This window comes from Streptomyces sp. NPDC044061, assembly GCF_056434305.1.
The window spans coordinates 1-19,560 of sequence record NZ_JBWKFL010000007.1 but is presented as its reverse complement, the minus strand read 5'-3'; the positions used below and the strand labels follow the sequence as shown (position 1 = coordinate 19,560).

The following is a 19,560-nucleotide window of genomic DNA, read 5'->3' as shown; positions in this document are numbered from 1 at the left end:
TTCGACTGGAGTTGCACGTGGCCGGGCGCATCGAAGACTACGCACTCATCGGAGACATGCAGACCGCTGCCCTGGTCTGCCGGGACGGCACAGTGGACTGGCTGTGCCTGCCCCGCTTCGACTCGCATGCCATCTTCGCCGGCCTGCTGGGCACCGAGGAGCACGGCTTCTGGCGGCTCGGCCCGGCGCACGCGGCCGACTCCCAGCCGCCCAGCGCGGCCCGGCGCACCTACCGCGGCGACTCGCTGATCCTGGAGTCGGAGTGGGACACCCCGCGCGGCACCGTCCGCGTGACGGATTTCATGCCCCCGCGTGACGGCGCCCCGCAGCTGATCCGGATCGTGGAGGGCGTCACCGGCCGGGTGCCGATGCGCTCGGCGCTGCGGATGCGGTTCTCCTACGGCCGGGTGGTGCCCTGGGTGCACAAGCACGAGGGGCGGACGGTGGCGGTGGCCGGGCCCGACTCGGTCTGGTTCGACACCGAGGCGGAGACCTACGGCAAGGCGCTGACGACCTACGCCGACTTCACGGTCGCCCCCGGCGACCGGATCGCGTTCACGATCTCGTGGCAGCCCTCGCACAAGGAGCCGCCGCCGCTGCCGGAGCCGGAGGCGGCGCTGACGGCGACGGAGGACTTCTGGCGCGAGTGGGTCGAGCACTGTACGTACCACGGTCCGTACCGCGAGGCGGTGATCCGCTCGCTGATCACCCTGAAGGCACTGACGTACGCCCCCACGGGTGGCATCGTCGCGGCCCCCACCACCTCGCTCCCCGAGGACGTCGGCGGCGTCCGCAACTGGGACTACCGCTACACATGGCTGCGGGACGCGGCGATCACCCTGTCGTCGCTGCTGCGCACGGGCTACCGCGAGGAGGCCCGCGCCTGGCGCGAGTGGCTGCTGCGGGCGGTCGCGGGCGACCCGGAGAACCTGCAGATCATGTACGGCATCGCCGGCGAGCGCGAGCTGGGCGAGGCCGAGCTGGACTGGCTGCCGGGCTACGAGGGCTCGGCCCCGGTCCGGGTCGGCAACGGCGCGGCGCACCAACTCCAGCTGGACGTGTACGGCGAGGTCACCGAGGCCCTGCACCTGGCCCACATGACGGGCCTGGCACGCAACGACTACGCCTCCCTGCTGCAGCTGAAGCTGATCCGCTACCTGGAGGACCACTGGCAGGAGCCGGACGAGGGCATCTGGGAGGTGCGCGGACCGCGCCGGCACTTCGTGCACTCCAAGGTGATGGCCTGGGTGGCGGTGGACCGCACCATCAAGCTGATCCAGTCCGGTGACGCGGACGGCCCGCTGGAGCGCTGGAAGGAACTGCGCGACGACATCCACCGGGACGTGTGCGAGAAGGGCTACGACAAGGAGCGCAACACCTTCACCCAGTCCTACGGCTCCCAGGAGCTGGACGCCTCCCTGCTGCTGATCCCGCAGATGGGCTTCCTGCCGCCGGACGACAAGCGGGTGATCGGCACCATCGAGGCGATCCAGCGTGAGCTGTCCACCACGGACGGGTTCATCCTGCGCTACCCGACGGAGGGCGAGGACGAGGGCGTCGACGGCCTGCCGGGCGACGAGGGTGCCTTCCTGGCCTGCTCGTTCTGGATGGCGGACGACCTGGCGATGATCGGCCGGGTGGACGAGGCCCGCAAGCTGTTCGAGAAGCTCCTCGCGCTGCGCAACGACCTCGGCCTGCTCGCCGAGGAGTGGGACCCCCGGCTGCAGCGCCAGGTCGGCAACTTCCCGCAGGCCTTCAGCCACGTTCCGCTGATCGACACCGCGCTGCGGCTGACGGCGTCGGGGGCGTACGGCGGTTAGACGCTCCGCCCGCTCGGTTCCCCGCGCCTCTTCGGGGGCTCCTGCCTAGGCTGAAACCGAACAAATCCCCCTTTTCGGAAAGGGGGCGGCCATGGCTTCCCCTTCGAAGGCGGGCGCGGCCCTCGCCGCGCTGCGCGAGGATCTGGTCGGCGACGTGTTCGCCCCTGGGGACCTGGGGTACGACGAGGCCCGTACGGTCTTCAACGCGATGATCGACCGGCGTCCGGCCGTGATCGCCCAGTGCGCGGACGGGACCGACGTGGTCCGCGCGGTGCGGTTCGGCAGAGAGCTGGACCTGCCGATCGCGGTGCGCGGCGGCGGGCACAGCGTCGCCGGCACGGCCCTCGGCGACGGCGCGCTCGTGGTGGACCTGCGCCGGATGCACGAGGTGACCGTCGACCCGGCGGCCGAGGCGGTCCGGGTCGAGGGCGGCGCCACGATGAGCCATCTGGACCGGGCCACCCAGCCCTACGGCCTCGCCACCACCGGCGGCCGGGCGTCGACCACCGGCGTCGGCGGCTTCGTCCTCGGCGGCGGCACCGGCTGGCTGGACCGCACCTTCGGCTACGCCGTCGACAACCTGCTCGGCGTGGAACTGGTGACCGCGAACGCCGAGCGGGTGCACGCGAACGCCGACGAGAACCCCGAGCTGTTCTGGGCACTGCACGGCGGCGGCGGCAACTTCGGCATCGCCACCGCGCTCACCCTGAGCCTGCACGAGATGCCGGAGTTCTCCATCGTCCTGCTCTTCCACCTCCCGCAGTTCGGCCCGGACGTGGTCCGCACCTTCCGCGAGGTCGTCCGTACCGGCCCGGACGAGCTGAGCGGCGCGGTGCTGTATCTGACCGGCCCGCCCGAGGAATTCGTGCCCGAGCACCTGGTGGGCAAGCTGGCCTGCGCCGCGCTGCTGACGTACGCGGGCGGCGAGGACGACCTGCGCAAGCTCGCCGAGCCCCTGCTCGCGCTGCCGCACGAGGTGGAGATGGCCGGCGACATGCCGTACGCCGACGTCCAGTGCATGCTCGACGATCCGCCCGGTCAGCGGAACTACTGGTCGGCCGAGTACCTCACCGGTCTGCCCGACGACCTGGTGGACGTCTACTGCGCCCGCGCGGACAGCATGCCGGTGCCGACCAGCACCCAGCACCTGCTGTTCCCGCAGGGCGGGGCGATCGCCGCCGGCCCGCACGAGTATCCGGTGCCCTACCGGGACGCGGCCTGGGCGGCCCATCCCTTCGCGATCTGGGACGATCCGGCCGACGACGAGCGGGCGATCGCGTGGGTGCGGGACGTCCGCGCCGATGTACGGCCGTGGAGCACCGGCGCCGTCTACCTGAACTTCATCGGGGACGAGGGCCGGAAGCGCGTCGAGGAGGGACTGGGCAGCGGGAACCTGCTGCGGCTGGAGAAGGTGAAGCGGGCCTACGATCCCGACAACGTGTTCCGCTTCAACCACAACATCCGGCCCATATAGAGGAGTTCGGCAGGGACTCGCGGCGCTCGGTGGTGTGGGCGCGTCGGCGGGTTCGTGGCACCGGATGACGCCGAGTGATGCCACCTGGCGCCACATGGCGCCAGGCGAGGTCGCGGAAAATGCGCCCTGTCGGAGCCCTCGCTGTCGTCCCGCCGTTCACGCAGGTAGCGTCCGCTGCATGGACAGCGGTACGGACAGCAGATTCGCCACTCAGGGCGCCGGGATCACCGTTCAGCGGGCGCTGGAGCTGCCCGGGCTGCGCAGCGGGCTCCCGGAGGTCCTGGCCGGCGCCGACCGGCTGGGACGCACCGTGCGCTGGGTGCACGCGGGCGAGGTACCGAACATCGCCTCGCTGCTCAAGGGCGGCGAGCTGCTGCTCACCACCGGGTACGGCCTCGGCACCCGGCCCGCCGAGCAGCGGGCGTTCGTGCGCACGCTCGCCGAGCGCGGGATCGCCGCGCTGGTGGTGGAGCTGGGCCCGCGCTTCACCCGGCTGCCCGCCGCCCTGGTGGACACCGCCCGCAGCGCGGGGCTGCCGCTGGTCCAGCTGCACCGCGAGGTGCCGTTCGTGACCGTCACCGAGGAGATCCACACCGAGATCGTCAACGGCCACTACGCGCTGCTGCAGCGGGCGGAGGAGGTCCATCGCCGGTGTACCGAGGCCCTGTTGGGCGGTGGCGGGGTGCCGCAGGTGCTGGGCATCCTGGCGGACTTCAGCGGCAACCCGGTCTTCCTGGAGACGACGGACGGACGGCTGCTGTACGCCGCCGGGTCCGGTCCCGAGGGCGCGGATCCACTGCAGGTGTGGGAGGGGCTGCGCGGTCCGCACAAGGACGCGCCGCCGCCCGCCGGTTCGGTGCTGGTGGACGTGCCCGGCGGCGGGCCCGGAGCGGGACCGGGGTCGGTACGGGCCCGGCTGGTGCTGCTGCCGGTCCGCTCCCCGCTGGCTCCGGTGCACCGGATGGCCGCCGAGCGGGCCGCCGGCATCCTGGCCGTGGTGCTGATGCAGGCCCGGCAGGAGGAGGAGCTGGCCGCGCGCGGCCGCGGTGACTTCCTCACCGACCTCGCCGAGGGCCGGATCACGGCGGAGGACGCCCCGGCGCAGGCCCGGGTCCTCGGTTTCAAGCCCGGCAACAGCCCGCTGCTGCCGGTCGTCATGCGGGTCGGGGACTCCCTCTCCCCCGGCGGGGGCTGGGCGGTGCTGGCCCGGGCGGTCTCCGAGGAGCTGGCCGCGGTGGGGGTGCCGGTGCTGCTCGGCGTGCGGCCGGTGGAGGGCCGGGTCCTGGTGCTGCTCGGGCTGCGCTCGGAGTCCGAGCGTGCGGCGGTCGCCGACCGGGTGGCGGCCGCGCTGCGGGCGGGCGTCGAGCGGGCCGGGATGCAGCGGCCGGGCGCGCCGCCGCCCGTCGTGGTCGTCGGGGTGGCCGGCGGCTGGGCGGCCGCGTCGGCGGGGCTGCGGCACGCGGCGGAGACGGCGACGGCGGCACAGGGCCTGACCGACCGGCCCTGGTACGACGCCCGCCGTCTCGACATCGACCTGCTGCTGTGGCGGCTGCGCGACCACCCGGACCTGGCGGCCTTCGTGGACCGCGCGATCGGGCCGCTGCGCGACCACGACCACCGCTCCAAGCCGCCGCTGCTGCCCACTTTGGAGACGTATCTCGCGCACGCGGGCCGCAAGGCGGAGACGGCCCGCGAGCTGCACCTCAACCGTCAGACCCTCTACAACCGCCTCGCCCGCATAGGCGAGTTGCTGGGCACCGACCTCGACGACCCGCAAACGGTACTGGCGTTGAGCCTCGCCCTGCGGGCCCGCCGGCACGTGCCCTAGACGGGGCCCAGGGCCCTTCTTTCGGACAGGGCTAGGCCAGCGGCGTCGGCTGGGTCAACTCGTCATAGACGCTGAGCACTTGGGCGACGGTCTCGTCCTCCGTCGGCCAGGTCGCCGCCTGCCGCGCGCCCCGCTCCCGCAGCTGCTCCCGCCGCTCCGGATCCGCGAGCAGCCGTACGACGGCGTCCGCGAGCGCCTCCGCGTCGCCGTACGGGACGAGGTCGGCCGCGTCGCCCACGAGGTCGGGAATGCCGCCGACGCGCGTCGCGACGAGCGGTACACCCGCGTGCAGCGCCTCCTGGGCGAGGACGGACCGCGACTCCCAACTGCTGGTGAGCAGCGCCAGGTCGGCCGCCGTGAGCAGCTCGGGCATGTCCTCGCGCCGCCCGACGAGCCGCACCGGCAGCTCCTCGTCCTCGATCCGCCGCTGCAGTTCCGGCCGCAGCGGCCCCTCCCCCGCGACGACGACCAGCGGTACGGGGTCGAGGTCCCGCCAGGTCCGGGCCGCGTCGAGCAGCACGTCGTAGCCGCGCTGCCGGTCGAGGGAGCCCACCGCCATGAGCAACGGTCGTCCGGTGGCGCCGAGTTCGGCACGCATCTTGGGCCGCAGCCGGTCGGGGTCGTCCCGGTCGACGGGCCGGCGCCGCCCGGGCAGGGGCACGGCCGCGAGCCGGGCGTCCCGCGCGCCCGTCCGGCGCGCCCGGTCCACCAGGTCGGAGGTGGTGCCGAGCACCACGGCGGCCGTCCGCACCACGCGCCGCTCCAGCAGCCGCAGCAGATGCGCCCGCGCCCCCTCCGCCCGGGCCCGGTTGTGCCAGGTGACCACCAGCGGGGTGCGCCGCCCGCTGAGCGCGAGCACGGCGCGGAAGGAGGCGTGCAGCCCGTGCGCGTGCACCAGGTCGGCGTCGGCGCAGGCCGCCCTCAGCGCGGCCACGGACGCCGGGTCGCTGCTGCGCGGCACGTGCACGTGGTCCGCGCCGGTACCGGTGAAGTCGTAGGCGTGATCGGCCTCGACGGGGGCGCACACCGTGACCCGCACGCCCCGGGCGACGAGCCCCTCGGCCAGGGAGCGTACGTGCGCGCTGCTGCCGGCGTTGCCTCCGCCCAGCACCTGCACGGTGCGCAGCGGCGACTGGCCGTGCGGTGCGTTGCTGCTCACGGGGCTCACGGGGCCGGGGCTCCTGACTCGGCGCGGGCGGTCACGAAGAAACGTACCGAAGGTAGCGGGCGGGCAAGGGCGGAAGGACGTACCGCGCGCCTCCCGCACGGACCGCGTTCAACCCGCCGCCCGCCCTGCGCTCGACCCGCCGCCCGCCCGGCGTTCACACCGCCGCCCTCCCTGGCTTCTTCGCCAAGCATGCCAGGCCGTACGGCGGTTCCGGGAAATCCGGGGAGGCGCACAGCGCGGCGGGCCGGAGCAGTGCGCCGGAGCACGTCACCCACACGGGTGAGGGCAACTCCGGCTCGCCTCAACCGCCCGAGTGCCCGTACCGGGAGGTCAGAGGCTCAGCGCAGCCGAGCCCAGGCGCTCACCCGGTCACCGTACACCGCGGCCGCCATCACCGCGGCGGGGTACGCCGGCAGCCCCGCGCGCCTGTTGCACGCGACCACCGCGGCCCCGAGCGCCGCTCCCAGGGCGTGCGCCCCCGCGCCACCGATCATCACGCGCTCCCCGAGGTCGTCGGGCAGGACGGCCGCGGCACCGCCCAGGGCTGCCGCGGTCAGTTCACCGCCCGGTCCCCTCCGCAGCAGTCCGGGCGCCCCGAGCACGAGCACCGCACCGGCCGCGCGCCCCGGCCGTACGTCGACCGGGTTCACGAAGTGCGCGGCGCCGGCGATGGCGACACCCGCCGACGCCTTGTCGACCGGCCGCTCCTTCAGCAGGGAGCCGGCCACCGGCCCGGCGGCGCAGTTCCCGAACGACTTGACGGCCCCACTGGTGACTTCGCCGTCCCGCAGCGCCCAGATGCGCCCGGAACCCGCGCCGGTGATCCCCGGCGACGCCGTCGTACGCCCCGCAGGCCCCGGCGGCCGGCACCGCGAGCCCGGCGCCGGGGTGGACCCGGGCCGCGGCGGCCGCCGTGGCCGGCGCAGAGGCGGGTCCGGCGTACAGCCCGACGGTCCGCCCGGCGTAGTTCCTCCGCTGCCAGCGCTCGCGTCCGCGCGGCGGGCCGGCGCTCAGGAGCGCCTGGCCGGCCCGGGTGAGCCCGGCGGACAGCAGGAACGAGCCGAGCTTTGGGGTGCCCCGGCCCGCCGCCGGCGTCACAGATCCGCGCGGGCCGTGGCCAGCAGTTCCTCCGCGTGCGCCCGGGCCGTCTCGGAATCCTCCTGCCCGGCCAGCATCCGCGACAGCTCGCGGACCCGCTCCTCGCCCTCCAGGACCTTCACGCCGGACCGGGTGACCGAGCCGTCGTTGGTCTTCTCGACCAGCAGCTGCCGGTCGGCGAAGGCGGCCACCTGGGGCAGGTGGGTGACGACGACGACCTGGGCGGTCCTGGCGAGCTTGGCCAGGCGCCGGCCGATCTCCACCGCCGCCTTGCCGCCGACACCGGCGTCGACCTCGTCGAACAGATAGGTCGGCACGGGGTCGGTGCCCGCGAAGACGACCTCCACGGCCAGCATCACGCGGGACAGCTCACCGCCGGAGGCGCCCTTGGCGATGGGCCGCGGCGGCGCGCCCGGGTGCGGGGCGAGCAGCAGTTCGACCTCGTCCACGCCCGAGGGCCCGTACGCGACCGTGCGCCCGCCGACCTCGACGCCCTCCGGGTCCTCGGTCTGCCGGATGTCGAAGGACACGCGCGCGTGGGGCATCGCGAGCGAGGCCAGTTCGGCGGTGACCGCGGCCGCGAACCGCTCGGCGGCCTCCGTCCGCGCGTCCGTCAACGCCTGGGCCAGCCCGCCCAGTTCCGTGCGCAGCGCGTCCCGCTCGGCGGTCAGCTCGCCGATCCGCTCGTCGTCGCCGTCCAGCTCGGTGAGCCGTGCGGCGCTCTGCTCGGCCCAGGCGAGGACGGTGTTCACGTCCTCGCCGTACTTGCGCGTCAACGCGGTCAGGGCGGCCCTGCGCTCCTCCACGGCGGCCAGCCGCAGCGGGTCGGCGTCCAGGTCGTCGGCGTATCCCGCGAGCTCACCGGCCACGTCACCGAGCAGGATCCCGATCTCACCGATCCGGTCGGCGAGCGAGGCGAGCGCGGGATCGTGCGAGCGGACGGCCTCCAGGGCCCGGTGGGCGCCCGCGACCAGGGTGGAGGCGTCGATCCCCTCGGGGTCCTCGGGATTGCCCGCGAGAGCGGCGTGCGCGGCGGTCGCGGCGGACGAGAGCGCCTCGGCGTGCCCCAGCCGCTCCGCCTCCTCGGCCAGCTCCACGTCCTCCCCGGCCCGCGGCTCCACGGCCGAGATCTCCTCGAGCCCGTACCGGAGCATGTCGGCTTCCTGGGCGCGCTCACGCGCGCGCGTGACGATCTCCTCCAGCTCGGCGGAGGCGGCCCGCAGCCGCCGGTAGGCCTCCGTGTACTTGGCGAGCGGCACGGCGACGGCATCGCCGGCGTACCGGTCCAGGGCCTGCCGCTGCCGGGACAGCTTCAGCAGTCCCTGCTGGTCGGTCTGCCCGTGCACCGCCACCAGGTCGTCCGCCAGCTCGGCGAGCAGCCCCACGGGCACGCTGCGCCCGCCCAGGTGCGCCCGCGAGCGGCCCTCGGCGGAAACGGTACGGCTGATCAGCAGGGCCCCGTCGTCCAGCTCGGCCCCGGCCTCCTCGGCGCGTACGACGGCGGTGGCGTCCGCGGGGACGGCGATGCGCCCCTCCACGACCGCCTTCCCGGCCCCGATCCGCACGAGCGCCGGGTCCGCGCGCCCACCGAGCAGCAGCCCCAGGCTGGTGACAACCATGGTCTTGCCCGCACCCGTCTCACCGGTGACGGCGGTGAACCCGGGCGACAACTCGACGACGGCATCGTCGATGACCCCGAGCGACCGTATCCGCATCTCCTCCAACACGGAACAGACCATACGAGGTCCAGGGCGGGGAGCGCACATGGCCCGCCCATGTCACTCCGGAGAGTGGTCAGTGAGGCGCGCCCCGCCACCCGGAGACGGGCAGTGCGAACTTGGCCACCAGCCGATCGGTGAACGAGGCGTGATGCAGCCGGGCCAGGCGCACCGGCACCGCCCCCCGCCGCACCTCCACCCGCGCCCCCGGCGGCAATTCGACGGTCCGCCGCCCGTCGCACCACAGCACCCCGGGCGGGATGTGCGGCAGCACCTCCACGGCGAGGACCGAGTCCGGCGAGGTGACCAGGGGCTTCGCGAACAGCGCATGCGCGGAGATCGGCACCATCAACAGTGCCTCCACCTCGGGCCACACCACAGGCCCCCCGGCCGAGAACGCGTACGCCGTGGACCCGGTGGGCGTGGACAGGACGATCCCGTCGCACCCGAACCCGGTCACCGGCCGGCCGTCGATCTCCAGCACGACTTCCAGAAGCTTCTCGGCGCCCGCCTTCTGCACGGCCGCCTCGTTCAGCGCCCAGTCCGTGTGCACGATGTCCCCGTTGCGGTGCACGACGACGTCGACGGTCATCCGCTCCTCGACCTCGTACGACCGCGCCACCACCCGGTCGACCACCCGATCGAGGTCGTCCCGCTCGGCCTCCGCGAGAAACCCCACCCGTCCGAGGTTGACGCCGAGCATCGGCACTCCGGACGCCCGGGCGAACTCCGCCCCGCGCAGCAGCGTGCCGTCGCCGCCGAGCACGATCAGCAGCTCGCAGCCGTCGAGGCACTGCGGAGTCGCCTCCTTGACCAGCTCCACCTCGTCGGGCAGCGGCAGGTCGCGCGCCTCCTCCTCCAGCACCCGCACCCCGATGCCGGACAGCAGCAGCCCCTTGACCACCAGCTCCGCACTGCGGATCGCCGCGGGCCGCCCGGTGTGGGCGAGCAGGAAAACAGTACGCGCTCGGTTCTGTGTCAACGCGGCCCCTCCGCCACTGCTCGGTCGACATCGGCCGGGTCCAGTTCGGGGGCGCCGGACCGCAGCCAGAGAAAGTACTCGACATTGCCCGAGGGGCCGGGCAGCGGACTGGCGGTGACCCCACGCACCCCGAGCCCCAGCTCCCACGCCTTCTCGGCCACCCCGCGCACGGCCTCCGCCCGCAGCTGCGGACTCCGTACGACACCCCCGCTGCCGAGCCGCTCCTTCCCCACCTCGAACTGCGGCTTGACCATCATCACCAGGTCGGCGTCCGGTCGCACGCACCGCTTCAGGGCGGGCAGCACCAGTCCGAGCGGGATGAAGGACAGATCACCCACGACAAGATCCACAGGTTCCCCATCGATCGCCTCGAGCGTCAACTCGCGTACGTTCGTACGGTCCTTGACGGTGACGCGTTCATCGTTTTGGAGAGACCAGGCGAGTTGGCCGTATCCGACGTCCACGGCGACCACGTGCGCCGCGCCCGCACGCAGCAGGACGTCGGTGAAGCCACCCGTCGACGCGCCGGCGTCCAGCGCGCGCCGGCCCTCGACGACGAGCCCCAGCGGTACGAAGACCTCCAGCGCGCCGGCGAGCTTGTGGCCGCCCCGGGAGACGTAGTCCGGGTCGCTGTCGTCGCTCTGCACCACGATCGCCGCCGCCGTCTCCACCTGCGTGGCCGACTTGGTCGCCACGGTCTTGCCGATGGTGACCCGCCCGGCGGCGATCAGCTGGCCGGCATGCTCGCGCGAGCGCGCGAGCTTCCGGCGGACCAGCTCCGCGTCCAGACGGCGGCGTGCGACTCCTGCCACGTTCGGTTCAGCTCCTGCTCTGGTACGGCGCCGGTGACGCCGGGTGGTGAGGCGGAGGGGGCGCCGGAGGTCCCGGGCGGGCGTCGAGCGCGGTGAGCGCGTCGCGCAGCCCCCGGTGTACATCCTCGTACACCTCGAGGTGCCCGTCGGCGGCGAGGTGGTCGGCGTCGGCCAGCCGCTCCAGCTGGGCGTCGACCTCGGCGTTGCCGGTGGCGGTGCGCGGGACGTTCAGGGGGGCCGGGGCGGCGGGGTCGTAGTGGGGCTCGGGATCGGCCTCGGTGACGACCTCTTCCTCGGACACGGACTCGCTCATGCCCAGACGCTACCCCGAACGGCTGGGGTAACGTCGGTGGCGATGGCCACGATCGAGGAGTGCCGCACCGCGCTGGGGAAGCTCTCGGACAACATGCAGGGCGCCGAGGGCGACGTCCGGGCGGCCGCCGCCCTGGACCGCTCGGTGAGCTGCCACATCACGGACCTGGACGTCACCTTCACGGGCCGGATGACCGGCGGCCGGATCGAGATCGACGGCACCCACCCTGGACCGCCGCGCGAGAAGGCGCAGATCAGGCTCGCCCTGGCCGGCGACGACCTGGTGGCCCTGGTGGACGGTGAGCTGAACTTCGCGACCGCCTGGGGCAAGGGCCGGGTGAAGCTGGACGCGAGCCTGCTGGACCTGTTCCGGCTCAGGAGGCTGCTGTGAGCCGCGCCCTGCGCGCGGCCGGGACGACCAACGGGGTCCCGGTCTCCGGGTCGTCGATGATCTGACAGCGCAGCCCGAAGACCTCCTCCACCAGCTCGGCCGTGACGATGTCCTTCGGCGCGCCCTCGGCGATCACCTCGCCGCCGCGCAGGGCGATCAGGTGGGTGGCGTACCGGGCGGCGTGGTTGAGGTCGTGGAGGACGGCGACCAGGGTGCGGCCCTGGGTCTCGTGCAGCTCCGCGCACAGGTCGAGGACGTCGATCTGGTGCTGGATGTCCAGGTAGGTGGTCGGCTCGTCCAGGAGCAGCAGCGGGGTCTGCTGGGCGAGCGCCATCGCGATCCACACCCGCTGGCGCTGGCCACCGGACAGCTCGTCCACGTACCGGTCGGCGAGTTCGGCGACGCCGGTCTGCGCCATGGACTCCCGCACGACCCGCTCGTCCTCGGCCGACCACTGCCGCAGGATGCCCTGGTGCGGGTAGCGGCCGCGGCCGACCAGGTCGCCGACGGTGATGCCGTCGGGCGCGATGGACGACTGCGGCAGCAGGCCCAGGGTGCGGGCGACCCTCTTCGCCGGCATGGACTGGATGACCTGGCCGTCGAGCAGCACCCGGCCCTGGCTCGGCTTCAGCATCCGGGACAGCGCCCGCAGCAGCGTCGACTTGCCGCAGGCGTTCGGGCCGACGATCACCGTGAAGGAGTTGTCGGGGATCTCCACCGACAGCTCCTCGGCGATGACGCGCTGGTCGTAGGCGAGGGTGACGTTCTCGGCGGACAGGCGGTTCACGGGGCTCCTTCGGTTGTTCGTCGCGCTGCCGGCAGTCATATCCGGCCCGCCCTGCGCTCGGCGACCAGCAGCCACAGCAGGTAGGCGCCGCCGAGGACACCGGTGACCACGCCCACGGGCAGCTGGTCGGCGCCGAAGACGCGCTGCGAGGCCCAGTCGGCGGTGACCAGCAGGGTGGCGCCCATGCAGAGGGAGGGCACGAGGTTGGGCCCGGGCGAGCGGGTCAGGCGCCGGGCGAGCTGCGGCGCGGTGAGCGCCACGAAGCTGACGGGCCCGGCGGCGGCGGTGGCGGCCGCGACGAGCAGCACGGCGCAGACCATCAGGACCAGCCGTACGCGCTGCACGCGCACGCCGAGGGCGTTCGCCACGTCGTCGCCCATCTCCATCATCCTCAGGCCCCGCGCGTTGGCGAGGACGAGCGGTACGAGGAGGGCGCACAGCCAGAGCAGCGGCCAGACCTGTTGCCAGTCACGGCCGTTGAGGGACCCCGTCATCCACACGACGGCGCGGGCCGCGTCGACCAGGTCGGCCTTGGTGAGCAGATAGCCGTTGACGGCCGTCATGATCGCGGAGACGCCGATGCCGACCAGGACGAGCCGGTAGCCGTGCAGGCCCTGCTTCCAGGCGAGCAGATAGATGGCGAGTCCGGTCAGCAGGCCGCCGATCAGCGCGCCGACCGTGACCTGTGTGGCGTCGCCGGACAGCAGCACGATCACGACCAGCGCGCCCGCCGTCGAGCCCTGCGAGAGGCCGAGCACGTCCGGACTGCCCAGCGGATTGCGGGAGACGGCCTGGAACAGGGCGCCGCCGAGGCCGAGCGAGGCGCCGACCAGCAGGCCGACCAGCACCCGCGGCAGCCGCAACTCGTTGACGATGAAGTCCTGGTACGCGGTGCCGTCGCCGGCCAGCGCCCTGATGACGTCGGCGGCCGGGATCTTCGCGTCCCCGGTGCCGATCAGTGCCACGCCCGCGGCGAGCGCCGCGGCCAGCAGCAGGGCGACGACGACCAGCGCGCGGACGTCCAGGCGCAGGGAGTGCCCGCCTGGAGTGCGTACGACGCGGCTCCGGGAGAGTGTCTTCACAGCTGGGCCGTCCTCCGCCGTCGTACGAGAAAGATGAAGACAGGTCCCCCGATGATCGCGGTGACGATGCCGACCTGGAGTTCCGAGGGGCGGGCGACGACGCGGCCGACGACGTCGGCGCCGAGCAGCAGCACGGGCGACAGGACCGCCGCGTACGGCAGGATCCAGCGCAGGTCGGGGCCGGTGAAGGAGCGCACCATGTGCGGGACCATCAGGCCGACGAAGACGATCGGGCCACAAGCGGCCGTCGCGGCACCGCACAGCACGGTCGCGGCCAGCATGGCCAGGGCCCGGGTGCGGCCCAGGTGGGCGCCGAGGGCCCGGGCGGTGTCGTCGCCCATCGCCACGGCGTTCAGCGGCCGGGCCAGGGCGAGCGCGAGGACGGTGCCGACCGCGAGGAACGGCAGCACCTGCACGATGGTCGAGTCCGTGGCCGAGCCGAGTGAACCCACCGTCCAGAAGCGCATCCTGCCCAGCGCCGCGTCGTCCGTGATCATCACGGCCTGCAGATAGCCGTACAGCGCGGCGCTGATCGCCGTACCGGCGAGTGCCAGCCGCACCGGGGTGGCACCCCGGCTACCGCCGAGGAACCACACCAGCGCGCCGACCGCCGCCGCACCGCCGAAGGCGAACCACACATAACCGGTGAGGCTGGTGACGCCGAAGTAGGTGATGGCGGTGACCACGGCGGCCGAGGCGCCGGCGTTGATGCCGAGCAGCCCGGGATCGGCCAGCGGATTGCGGGTGAGCGCCTGCAGCACCGCCCCGGACAGACCGAGCGCGGCACCGGCCAGCAGACCGAGGACGGTACGCGAGAGCCGTTCGTCGACGACGACGTCGCCGTACGTCCCCGTGTCGTGGAACAGGCCGTGCCAGACCTGGTCCGGCGAGAGCGCCTTGGCCCCGATCGCGATGCTCGCCAGAGCGACGAGCACCAGGACCGCGACGGAGAGGAGGAGCCCAAGGGCCCTCGCCGCCCGGCGGGTTGGAGGCGCGGGGGCGGTCTCCGCGCGCTGTTCCGGAGGACTGTCGACCAACACGAGGTTAGGTTAGCCTACCCTCGCATACGATCTCGATCCCCGGTCCCCGTGCGGGGCCTCTCCGCCCGTCAGAGCCCGAGTCTGGCCAGCGCCTTGCCCACCTCCAGCTCACAGGAACCGTCCCCCGCCGCCGTCCAGGCCGCCGCGCACAGCGCCCGCAGCCCGTCCAGGGCCTCTCCCTCACCCTCCAGCTCCAGCCGGTCCGCGCCGGCGGTCGCGAGCCAGCCCCCGCAGCGGAAACCGTCACCCTCCTCGGTGACTTGCGGCTGGCCGGTGAGCAGCCCGCGCAGATCGGCGTCCACGTAGGTCGGCCGGTGCCGCGGCGGCGCGGCGAGCAGCTGCGGGCCGTCCGTGACGCCGGTCAGCACCAGCAGCGAGTCCACCTCGCCGTTGAACGCGCCCTCGATGTCGGTGTCCAGCCGGTCCCCGACCACCAACGGCCGCTTCGCGCCCGTGCGCAGGACGGTCTCCCGGTGCATGGGCGGCAGCGGCTTGCCCGCCACCTGTGGCTCCGCGCCCGTCGCGATCCGCACGACCTCCACGGCCGCCCCGTTGCCCGGCGCGATCCCCCGCCCGCTGGGGATCGTCAGATCGGTGTTGGACGCGAACCACGGCACCCCCCGGGCCACGGCGTACGACGCCTCCGCGAACCGCCCCCACGGCAGATCGAGACCGCCGTACCCCTGCACCACGGCCGCCGGATCGTCGTCCGCCGACTCCACCGGCGTCAGGCCGCGCTCGCGCAGCGCCACCCGCAGCCCCTCACCACCGATCACCAGCACCCGCGCGCCGGCCGGCACCTGCTCGCTGATCAGCCGCGCGACCGCCTGCGCCGACGTGATGACGTCGTCCGCCCGCGTCGGTATCCCCAGCTCCGTCAGGTGCTCCGCCACGGCGTCCGGCGTCCGCAGCGCGTTGTTGGTGACGTAGGCCAGATGCATGCCACCCGAACGGGCGTGTGCCAGCGAGTCGACGGCGTACACGATCGCCTTCCCGCCCGCGTACACCACCCCGTCCAGATCGAGCAGCGCCGTGTCGTACGCCTCGCTCAGGGGCTGCCCACTGCCCTCGGGCCTCGTCCTGACGCTCTGGCTCATTCCACATCGCTCCTCGTTCGACCGTGTTTCCCCGATCATCCCGCATGGCACTGACACACGTACGATGCCGGGATGAACACTGCAGGTCACTCGGAAGCAACGGCGCGCCGAGGCCTGGAACTCACCCCGTTCCGTGGCCTTCGTTACGACCCCGACCGGGTCGGCAGCCTGGCCGCCGTCACCTCCCCTCCCTACGACGTCGTGGTCCGCCCCGACGGCCTGCACCACCTCCAGTCGGCGGACCCTTACAACATCGTCCGCCTGATCCTCCCCCAGGCCGGCACGCCCAGCGCCCGCACCGAACAGGCGGCCGACACCCTGCGCCGCTGGCTCGCCGAGGGCGTCCTGACCGCCGACCCGGACCCCGCCCTGTACGTGTACGAGCAGCGGGACGGCAACGGCATGCTCCAGCGCGGCGTCATCGGCGCCCTGCGCGTGTCGGAGCCCTCGGAGGGCGTGGTGCTCCCGCACGAGGACGTCATGCCCCCGGTGGTCGCCGACCGCGCGGCCCTGATGCGGGCCACCCGGGCGAACCTCGAACCCCTCCTGCTGACGTACCACGGCAACGGCACGGCGGCCGAAGTCGTCGAGCACACCGTGGAGCGGCCCCCGCTGCTGGCCACGACCACCGAGGACGGCTTCCAGCACCGCCTGTGGGCGGTCACCGACCCCGCCGACGTGAGCCGGATCCAGTCCGACCTGGCCCACCACCAGGCCCTCATCGCCGACGGCCACCACCGCTGGGCCACCTACCGGCGGTTGCGCGCCGAGCACCCCTCCCCCAGCCCCTGGGACCACGGCCTGGTCCTGCTGGTCGACACCTCCCGCTACCCGCTGCGCGTCCGCGCCATCCACCGCCTGCTGCACGGCTTCGCGGTCACCGACGCGCTGGCCACGCTGGAGGGCCTGTTCCGGCTACGCCGGCTCGACAAACCACTGCCCGAGGCCCTGGGGGCGCTGGCGGACGCGGCAGTCGAGGGCAATGCCTTCCTGCTGGCCGGCGGCGGCACCTTCCATCTCATCGACCGCCCGGACCAGGACCTGCTGGCCCGCACCGTCCCCGCGGACCGCCCGGCCGCCTGGCGCTCCCTGGACGCCACCGTCCTGCACGCCACGCTCCTCGACCACGTCTGGCACATCCCCGAGGACTCCCCGGCCCACATCGCCTACATCCACGACGCGGCGGCCACGGTCGAGAAGGCCGAGCGCGACGGCAGTACGGCGGTGCTGATGCACCCCGTCCACGAGGAGGTCGTACGCGACCTGGCCCGCCAAGGCGTGACGATGCCCCGCAAGTCGACTTCGTTCGGCCCGAAGCCGGCGTCGGGACTGGTGCTGCGGGCGCTGGAGGTCTGACCCGGCGCATGCGAAAGGGCGGGCCCCCCGGGGATCCCGCCCTTCGTCATGTTGTCACCCGTACGGGTCAGTCCTCGTCGTCGTCCTGCGCGGAGGCGTCCTTGGCGTCGGCACTCTGCTCGCGCCCGCCCTCCGACTCCTTCGCGGCCTCAGGCTGGTCGCCGCCCTCGTGCTCGCTCTCGCCCTCGTCGAGAGCGTCGACGAACTCCACGCCGTCCAGCTCGGCGAGCCGGTCGGAGGCGTCCGTGCTGCCGTCCCGGTCCGCCTCCACGGCCTTCGCGAACCACTCCCGCGCCTCGTTCTCCCGGCCGACGGACAGCAGGGCGTCGGCGTAGGCGTAACGCAGGCGAGCGGTCCACGGCTGGATGGAGTTCGACGCCAGCTCCGGGCTCTGCAGGGTCACGATGGCAGCGTCCAGCTGGCCCATGTCGCGCCGGGCACCTGCGGCGACGAGCCGCATCTCGACCTGACCGGCCTTGTCCAGCTTGTGCACATCGGGGGCACCGGCCATGTCCAGCGCCTTCTCCGGCCGGCCGAGCCCGCGCTCGCAGTCGGCCATCACCGGCCACAGGTCCACGGTGCCGGTCATGCGTCGCGCGGCCCGGAACTCGGCCAGGGCCTCGCTGTACTTCTGGTTGGCGTACGCGGCGAACCCGGCGGCCTCGCGCACGGCGGCCACACGGGACGCCAGGCGCAGGGCCACCTTGGAGTAGCCGTAGGCACCCTCCGGGTCCTCGTCGATGAGCCGCGCGACCATCACCAGGTTCTTGGCGACGTCCTCGGCGAGCGTCTTGGGCAGGCTCTGCAGCTCCTGCCGGACGTCCTTGTCGATCTCGTCGCCGGTGACGTCCTCCGGGATCGGCAGCCGCTTGATCGGCTCACGGTCCCGGTCGCGCTCGTCGCGGAAGCGGCCACCGCCCCGGCGGTCGTCCCGACGGTCGTCCCGTCCGTCACGCCCCCGGTAACCGCCGGGCCGACCGCCACGGTCGTCCCTTCGGGGCCCACGGGCACCGCGGTCGTCGCGTCCGCGGAAGCCACCGCGGTCGCCCCGGTCGTCACGGCCCCGGAAGCCACCGCGGTCCTCGCCACGGCGGTCGCCACGGTCACGGTCGTCACGCCGGTCGTCACGGCGGTCATCACGCCGGCCGGCGTAACCACCGCGGTCGTCGCGACGGCCGTAGCTGCCCCGGTCGTCGTCGCGACGGTACGAGGGACGGTCGCCACCGCGGTCGCCACCGCGGTCGTCACGGCGGTCGTCGCGGCGGTCGTCGCGGCGGTCGTCGCGCCGGTAGCCACGCTCGCCACCGCGGTCGTCGCGACGGAAGCCGCCACGCTCCCCACGGTCGCGGTCGTCGCGCTGGTACGCCGGGCGCGAACCCCGGTCGCCCTCACGGCGGTAGCCACCACCACGGCTGTCGTCCCGCCGGTCATCACGACGGTCGTCACGACGGAAGCCACCGCGGTCGCCACGGTCACGGTCGTCACGCCGGTCGTCACGGCGGTCATCACGCCGGCCGGCGTAACCACCGCGGTCGTCGCGACGGCCGTAGCTGCCCCGGTCGTCGTCGCGACGGTACGAGGGACGGTCGCCACCGCGGTCGCCACCGCGGTCGTCACGGCGGTCGTCGCGGCGGTCGTCGCGGCGGTCGTCGCGCCGGTAGCCACGCTCGCCACCGCGGTCGTCGCGACGGAAGCCGCCACGCTCCCCACGGTCGCGGTCGTCGCGCTGGTACGCCGGGCGCGAACCCCGGTCGCCCTCACGGCGGTAGCCACCACCACGGCTGTCGTCCCGCCGGTCATCACGACGGTCGTCACGACGGAAGCCACCGCGGTCGCCACGGTCACGGTCGTCACGCCGGTCGTCACGGCGGTCATCACGCCGGCCGGCGTAACCACCGCGGTCGTCGCGACGGCCGTAACCGCGGTCGTCGCGACGGTCGTTGTCCCGGCGGAAGCCACCGCGGTCGCCACGGTCACTGCGGTAGCCGCCACGATCACCGCGGTCACCACTGTCCCGTCGCCGCTGGTCGCGCTCCGGTCGGTCGTCGGGAGAGTTGGTGGACATGGTGACTCCTGTCTTCGGTACCGCAAGCATTGTAAAAACAAAAGGACCCCTGGTCCCAGCTGAACGCTGGTGACCAGGGGTCCTTCCCAAAGATTGTTCGGCGGCGTCCTACTCTCCCACAGGGTCCCCCCTGCAGTACCATCGGCGCTGTGAGGCTTAGCTTCCGGGTTCGAAATGTAACCGGGCGTTTCCCTCACGCTATGACCACCGAAACCCTAATGGTTTCGAGCGAACAAGCACACTCTTCTGTTATGCGTTCTACTCAAAAGCCGGCAACGGTCGTTGCCTCAGAACTAACACAGTGGACGCGAGCATCAATGGACAAGCCCTCGGCCTATTAGTACCGGTCACCTCCACCAGTTACCTGGCTTCCAGATCCGGCCTATCAACCCAGTCGTCTACTGGGAGCCTTACCCCATCAAGTGGGTGGGAGTCCTCATCTCGAAGCAGGCTTCCCGCTTAGATGCTTTCAGCGGTTATCCCTCCCGAACGTAGCCAACCAGCCATGCCCTTGGCAGAACAACTGGCAC

At 73.2% G+C, this 19,560-nt stretch carries 15 protein-coding genes, 2 rRNA genes and 1 pseudogene; 5 read left to right on the top strand and 13 right to left on the bottom strand.

Features of this window, described 5'->3' with window-relative positions:
- Positions 1-17: 17 nt before the first annotated feature.
- From AC07CM_RS13160 to AC07CM_RS13150, 3 genes are all read left to right on the top strand, one after another.
- Positions 18-1,820, top strand: coding sequence for a glycoside hydrolase family 15 protein (locus tag AC07CM_RS13160; RefSeq protein WP_478876736.1), 1,803 nt, complete (start codon positions 18-20; stop codon positions 1,818-1,820).
- 91 nt (positions 1,821-1,911) lie between these two features.
- Positions 1,912-3,294: an FAD-binding protein gene (locus AC07CM_RS13155; protein WP_478876460.1), complete on the top strand. Its 1,383-nt coding sequence runs from the start codon at positions 1,912-1,914 to the stop codon at positions 3,292-3,294.
- 178 nt (positions 3,295-3,472) lie between these two features.
- Positions 3,473-5,122, top strand: coding sequence for a PucR family transcriptional regulator (locus tag AC07CM_RS13150; RefSeq protein WP_478876459.1), 1,650 nt, complete (start codon positions 3,473-3,475; stop codon positions 5,120-5,122).
- 31 nt (positions 5,123-5,153) lie between these two features.
- On the opposite strand, the gene AC07CM_RS13145 is transcribed toward AC07CM_RS13150, so the two are convergent.
- From AC07CM_RS13145 to AC07CM_RS13120, 6 genes and pseudogenes are all read right to left on the bottom strand, one after another.
- Positions 5,154-6,290 carry a glycosyltransferase family 4 protein gene (locus AC07CM_RS13145; protein ID WP_478876458.1) on the bottom strand — a complete coding sequence of 379 codons (1,137 nt, stop codon included), beginning with the start codon at positions 6,288-6,290 and terminating at the stop codon, positions 5,154-5,156.
- 338 nt (positions 6,291-6,628) lie between these two features.
- Positions 6,629-7,388 (bottom strand): annotated as a pseudogene (locus AC07CM_RS13140) (hypothetical protein).
- The gene (recN, locus tag AC07CM_RS13135) at positions 7,385-9,127 is read right to left on the bottom strand and encodes a DNA repair protein RecN (RefSeq protein ID WP_478876457.1); all 1,743 of its coding nucleotides are present in this window, start codon (positions 9,125-9,127) and stop codon (positions 7,385-7,387) included. The pseudogene AC07CM_RS13140 and the gene recN overlap by 4 nt, the downstream one beginning before the upstream one ends.
- Positions 9,128-9,182: 55 nt before the next feature.
- Positions 9,183-10,088: an NAD kinase gene (locus AC07CM_RS13130; RefSeq protein ID WP_478876456.1), complete on the bottom strand. Its 906-nt coding sequence runs from the start codon at positions 10,086-10,088 to the stop codon at positions 9,183-9,185.
- Entirely contained in the window at positions 10,085-10,900 is an 816-nt protein-coding gene (locus AC07CM_RS13125) for a TlyA family RNA methyltransferase (protein WP_478876455.1), read from the bottom strand. Before AC07CM_RS13125 ends, AC07CM_RS13130 begins: the two co-directional genes overlap by 4 nt.
- A gap of 7 nt (positions 10,901-10,907) precedes the next feature.
- Positions 10,908-11,213 carry a hypothetical protein gene (locus AC07CM_RS13120; RefSeq protein WP_478876454.1) on the bottom strand — a complete coding sequence of 102 codons (306 nt, stop codon included), beginning with the start codon at positions 11,211-11,213 and terminating at the stop codon, positions 10,908-10,910.
- Positions 11,214-11,255: 42 nt separating this feature from the next.
- Between AC07CM_RS13120 and AC07CM_RS13115 the strand changes: the two genes are divergently transcribed.
- Complete coding sequence (locus tag AC07CM_RS13115; protein ID WP_478876453.1) at positions 11,256-11,603, top strand: sterol-binding protein; 348 nt, start codon at positions 11,256-11,258, stop codon at positions 11,601-11,603.
- Here AC07CM_RS13115 and AC07CM_RS13110 read toward each other — a convergent pair.
- From AC07CM_RS13110 to AC07CM_RS13095, 4 genes are all read right to left on the bottom strand, one after another.
- Entirely contained in the window at positions 11,587-12,429 is an 843-nt protein-coding gene (locus AC07CM_RS13110; RefSeq protein WP_478876452.1) for an ABC transporter ATP-binding protein, read from the bottom strand. The two genes, AC07CM_RS13115 and AC07CM_RS13110, sit on opposite strands and share 17 nt — an antisense overlap.
- The gene (locus tag AC07CM_RS13105) at positions 12,426-13,472 is read right to left on the bottom strand and encodes a FecCD family ABC transporter permease (RefSeq protein WP_478876451.1); all 1,047 of its coding nucleotides are present in this window, start codon (positions 13,470-13,472) and stop codon (positions 12,426-12,428) included. Before AC07CM_RS13105 ends, AC07CM_RS13110 begins: the two co-directional genes overlap by 4 nt.
- Entirely contained in the window at positions 13,469-14,512 is a 1,044-nt protein-coding gene (locus tag AC07CM_RS13100) for a FecCD family ABC transporter permease (protein WP_478876450.1), read from the bottom strand. Before AC07CM_RS13100 ends, AC07CM_RS13105 begins: the two co-directional genes overlap by 4 nt.
- A gap of 68 nt (positions 14,513-14,580) precedes the next feature.
- Positions 14,581-15,609 carry an HAD hydrolase-like protein gene (locus tag AC07CM_RS13095; RefSeq protein ID WP_478876449.1) on the bottom strand — a complete coding sequence of 343 codons (1,029 nt, stop codon included), beginning with the start codon at positions 15,607-15,609 and terminating at the stop codon, positions 14,581-14,583.
- 72 nt (positions 15,610-15,681) lie between these two features.
- Between AC07CM_RS13095 and AC07CM_RS13090 the strand changes: the two genes are divergently transcribed.
- Positions 15,682-16,965, top strand: a complete 1,284-nt coding sequence (locus AC07CM_RS13090) for a DUF1015 domain-containing protein (protein WP_478876448.1) — start codon at positions 15,682-15,684, stop codon at positions 16,963-16,965.
- A 67-nt stretch (positions 16,966-17,032) separates the two neighbouring features.
- On the opposite strand, the gene AC07CM_RS13085 is transcribed toward AC07CM_RS13090, so the two are convergent.
- The 3 genes from AC07CM_RS13085 to AC07CM_RS13075 all read right to left on the bottom strand — a co-directional run.
- The gene (locus AC07CM_RS13085) at positions 17,033-17,830 is read right to left on the bottom strand and encodes a tetratricopeptide repeat protein (protein WP_478876735.1); all 798 of its coding nucleotides are present in this window, start codon (positions 17,828-17,830) and stop codon (positions 17,033-17,035) included.
- 1,295 nt (positions 17,831-19,125) lie between these two features.
- Positions 19,126-19,242: ribosomal RNA gene (gene rrf, locus AC07CM_RS13080) — 5S ribosomal RNA — on the bottom strand.
- A gap of 105 nt (positions 19,243-19,347) precedes the next feature.
- Positions 19,348-19,560 (bottom strand): 23S ribosomal RNA (locus AC07CM_RS13075); the annotation flags it as partial.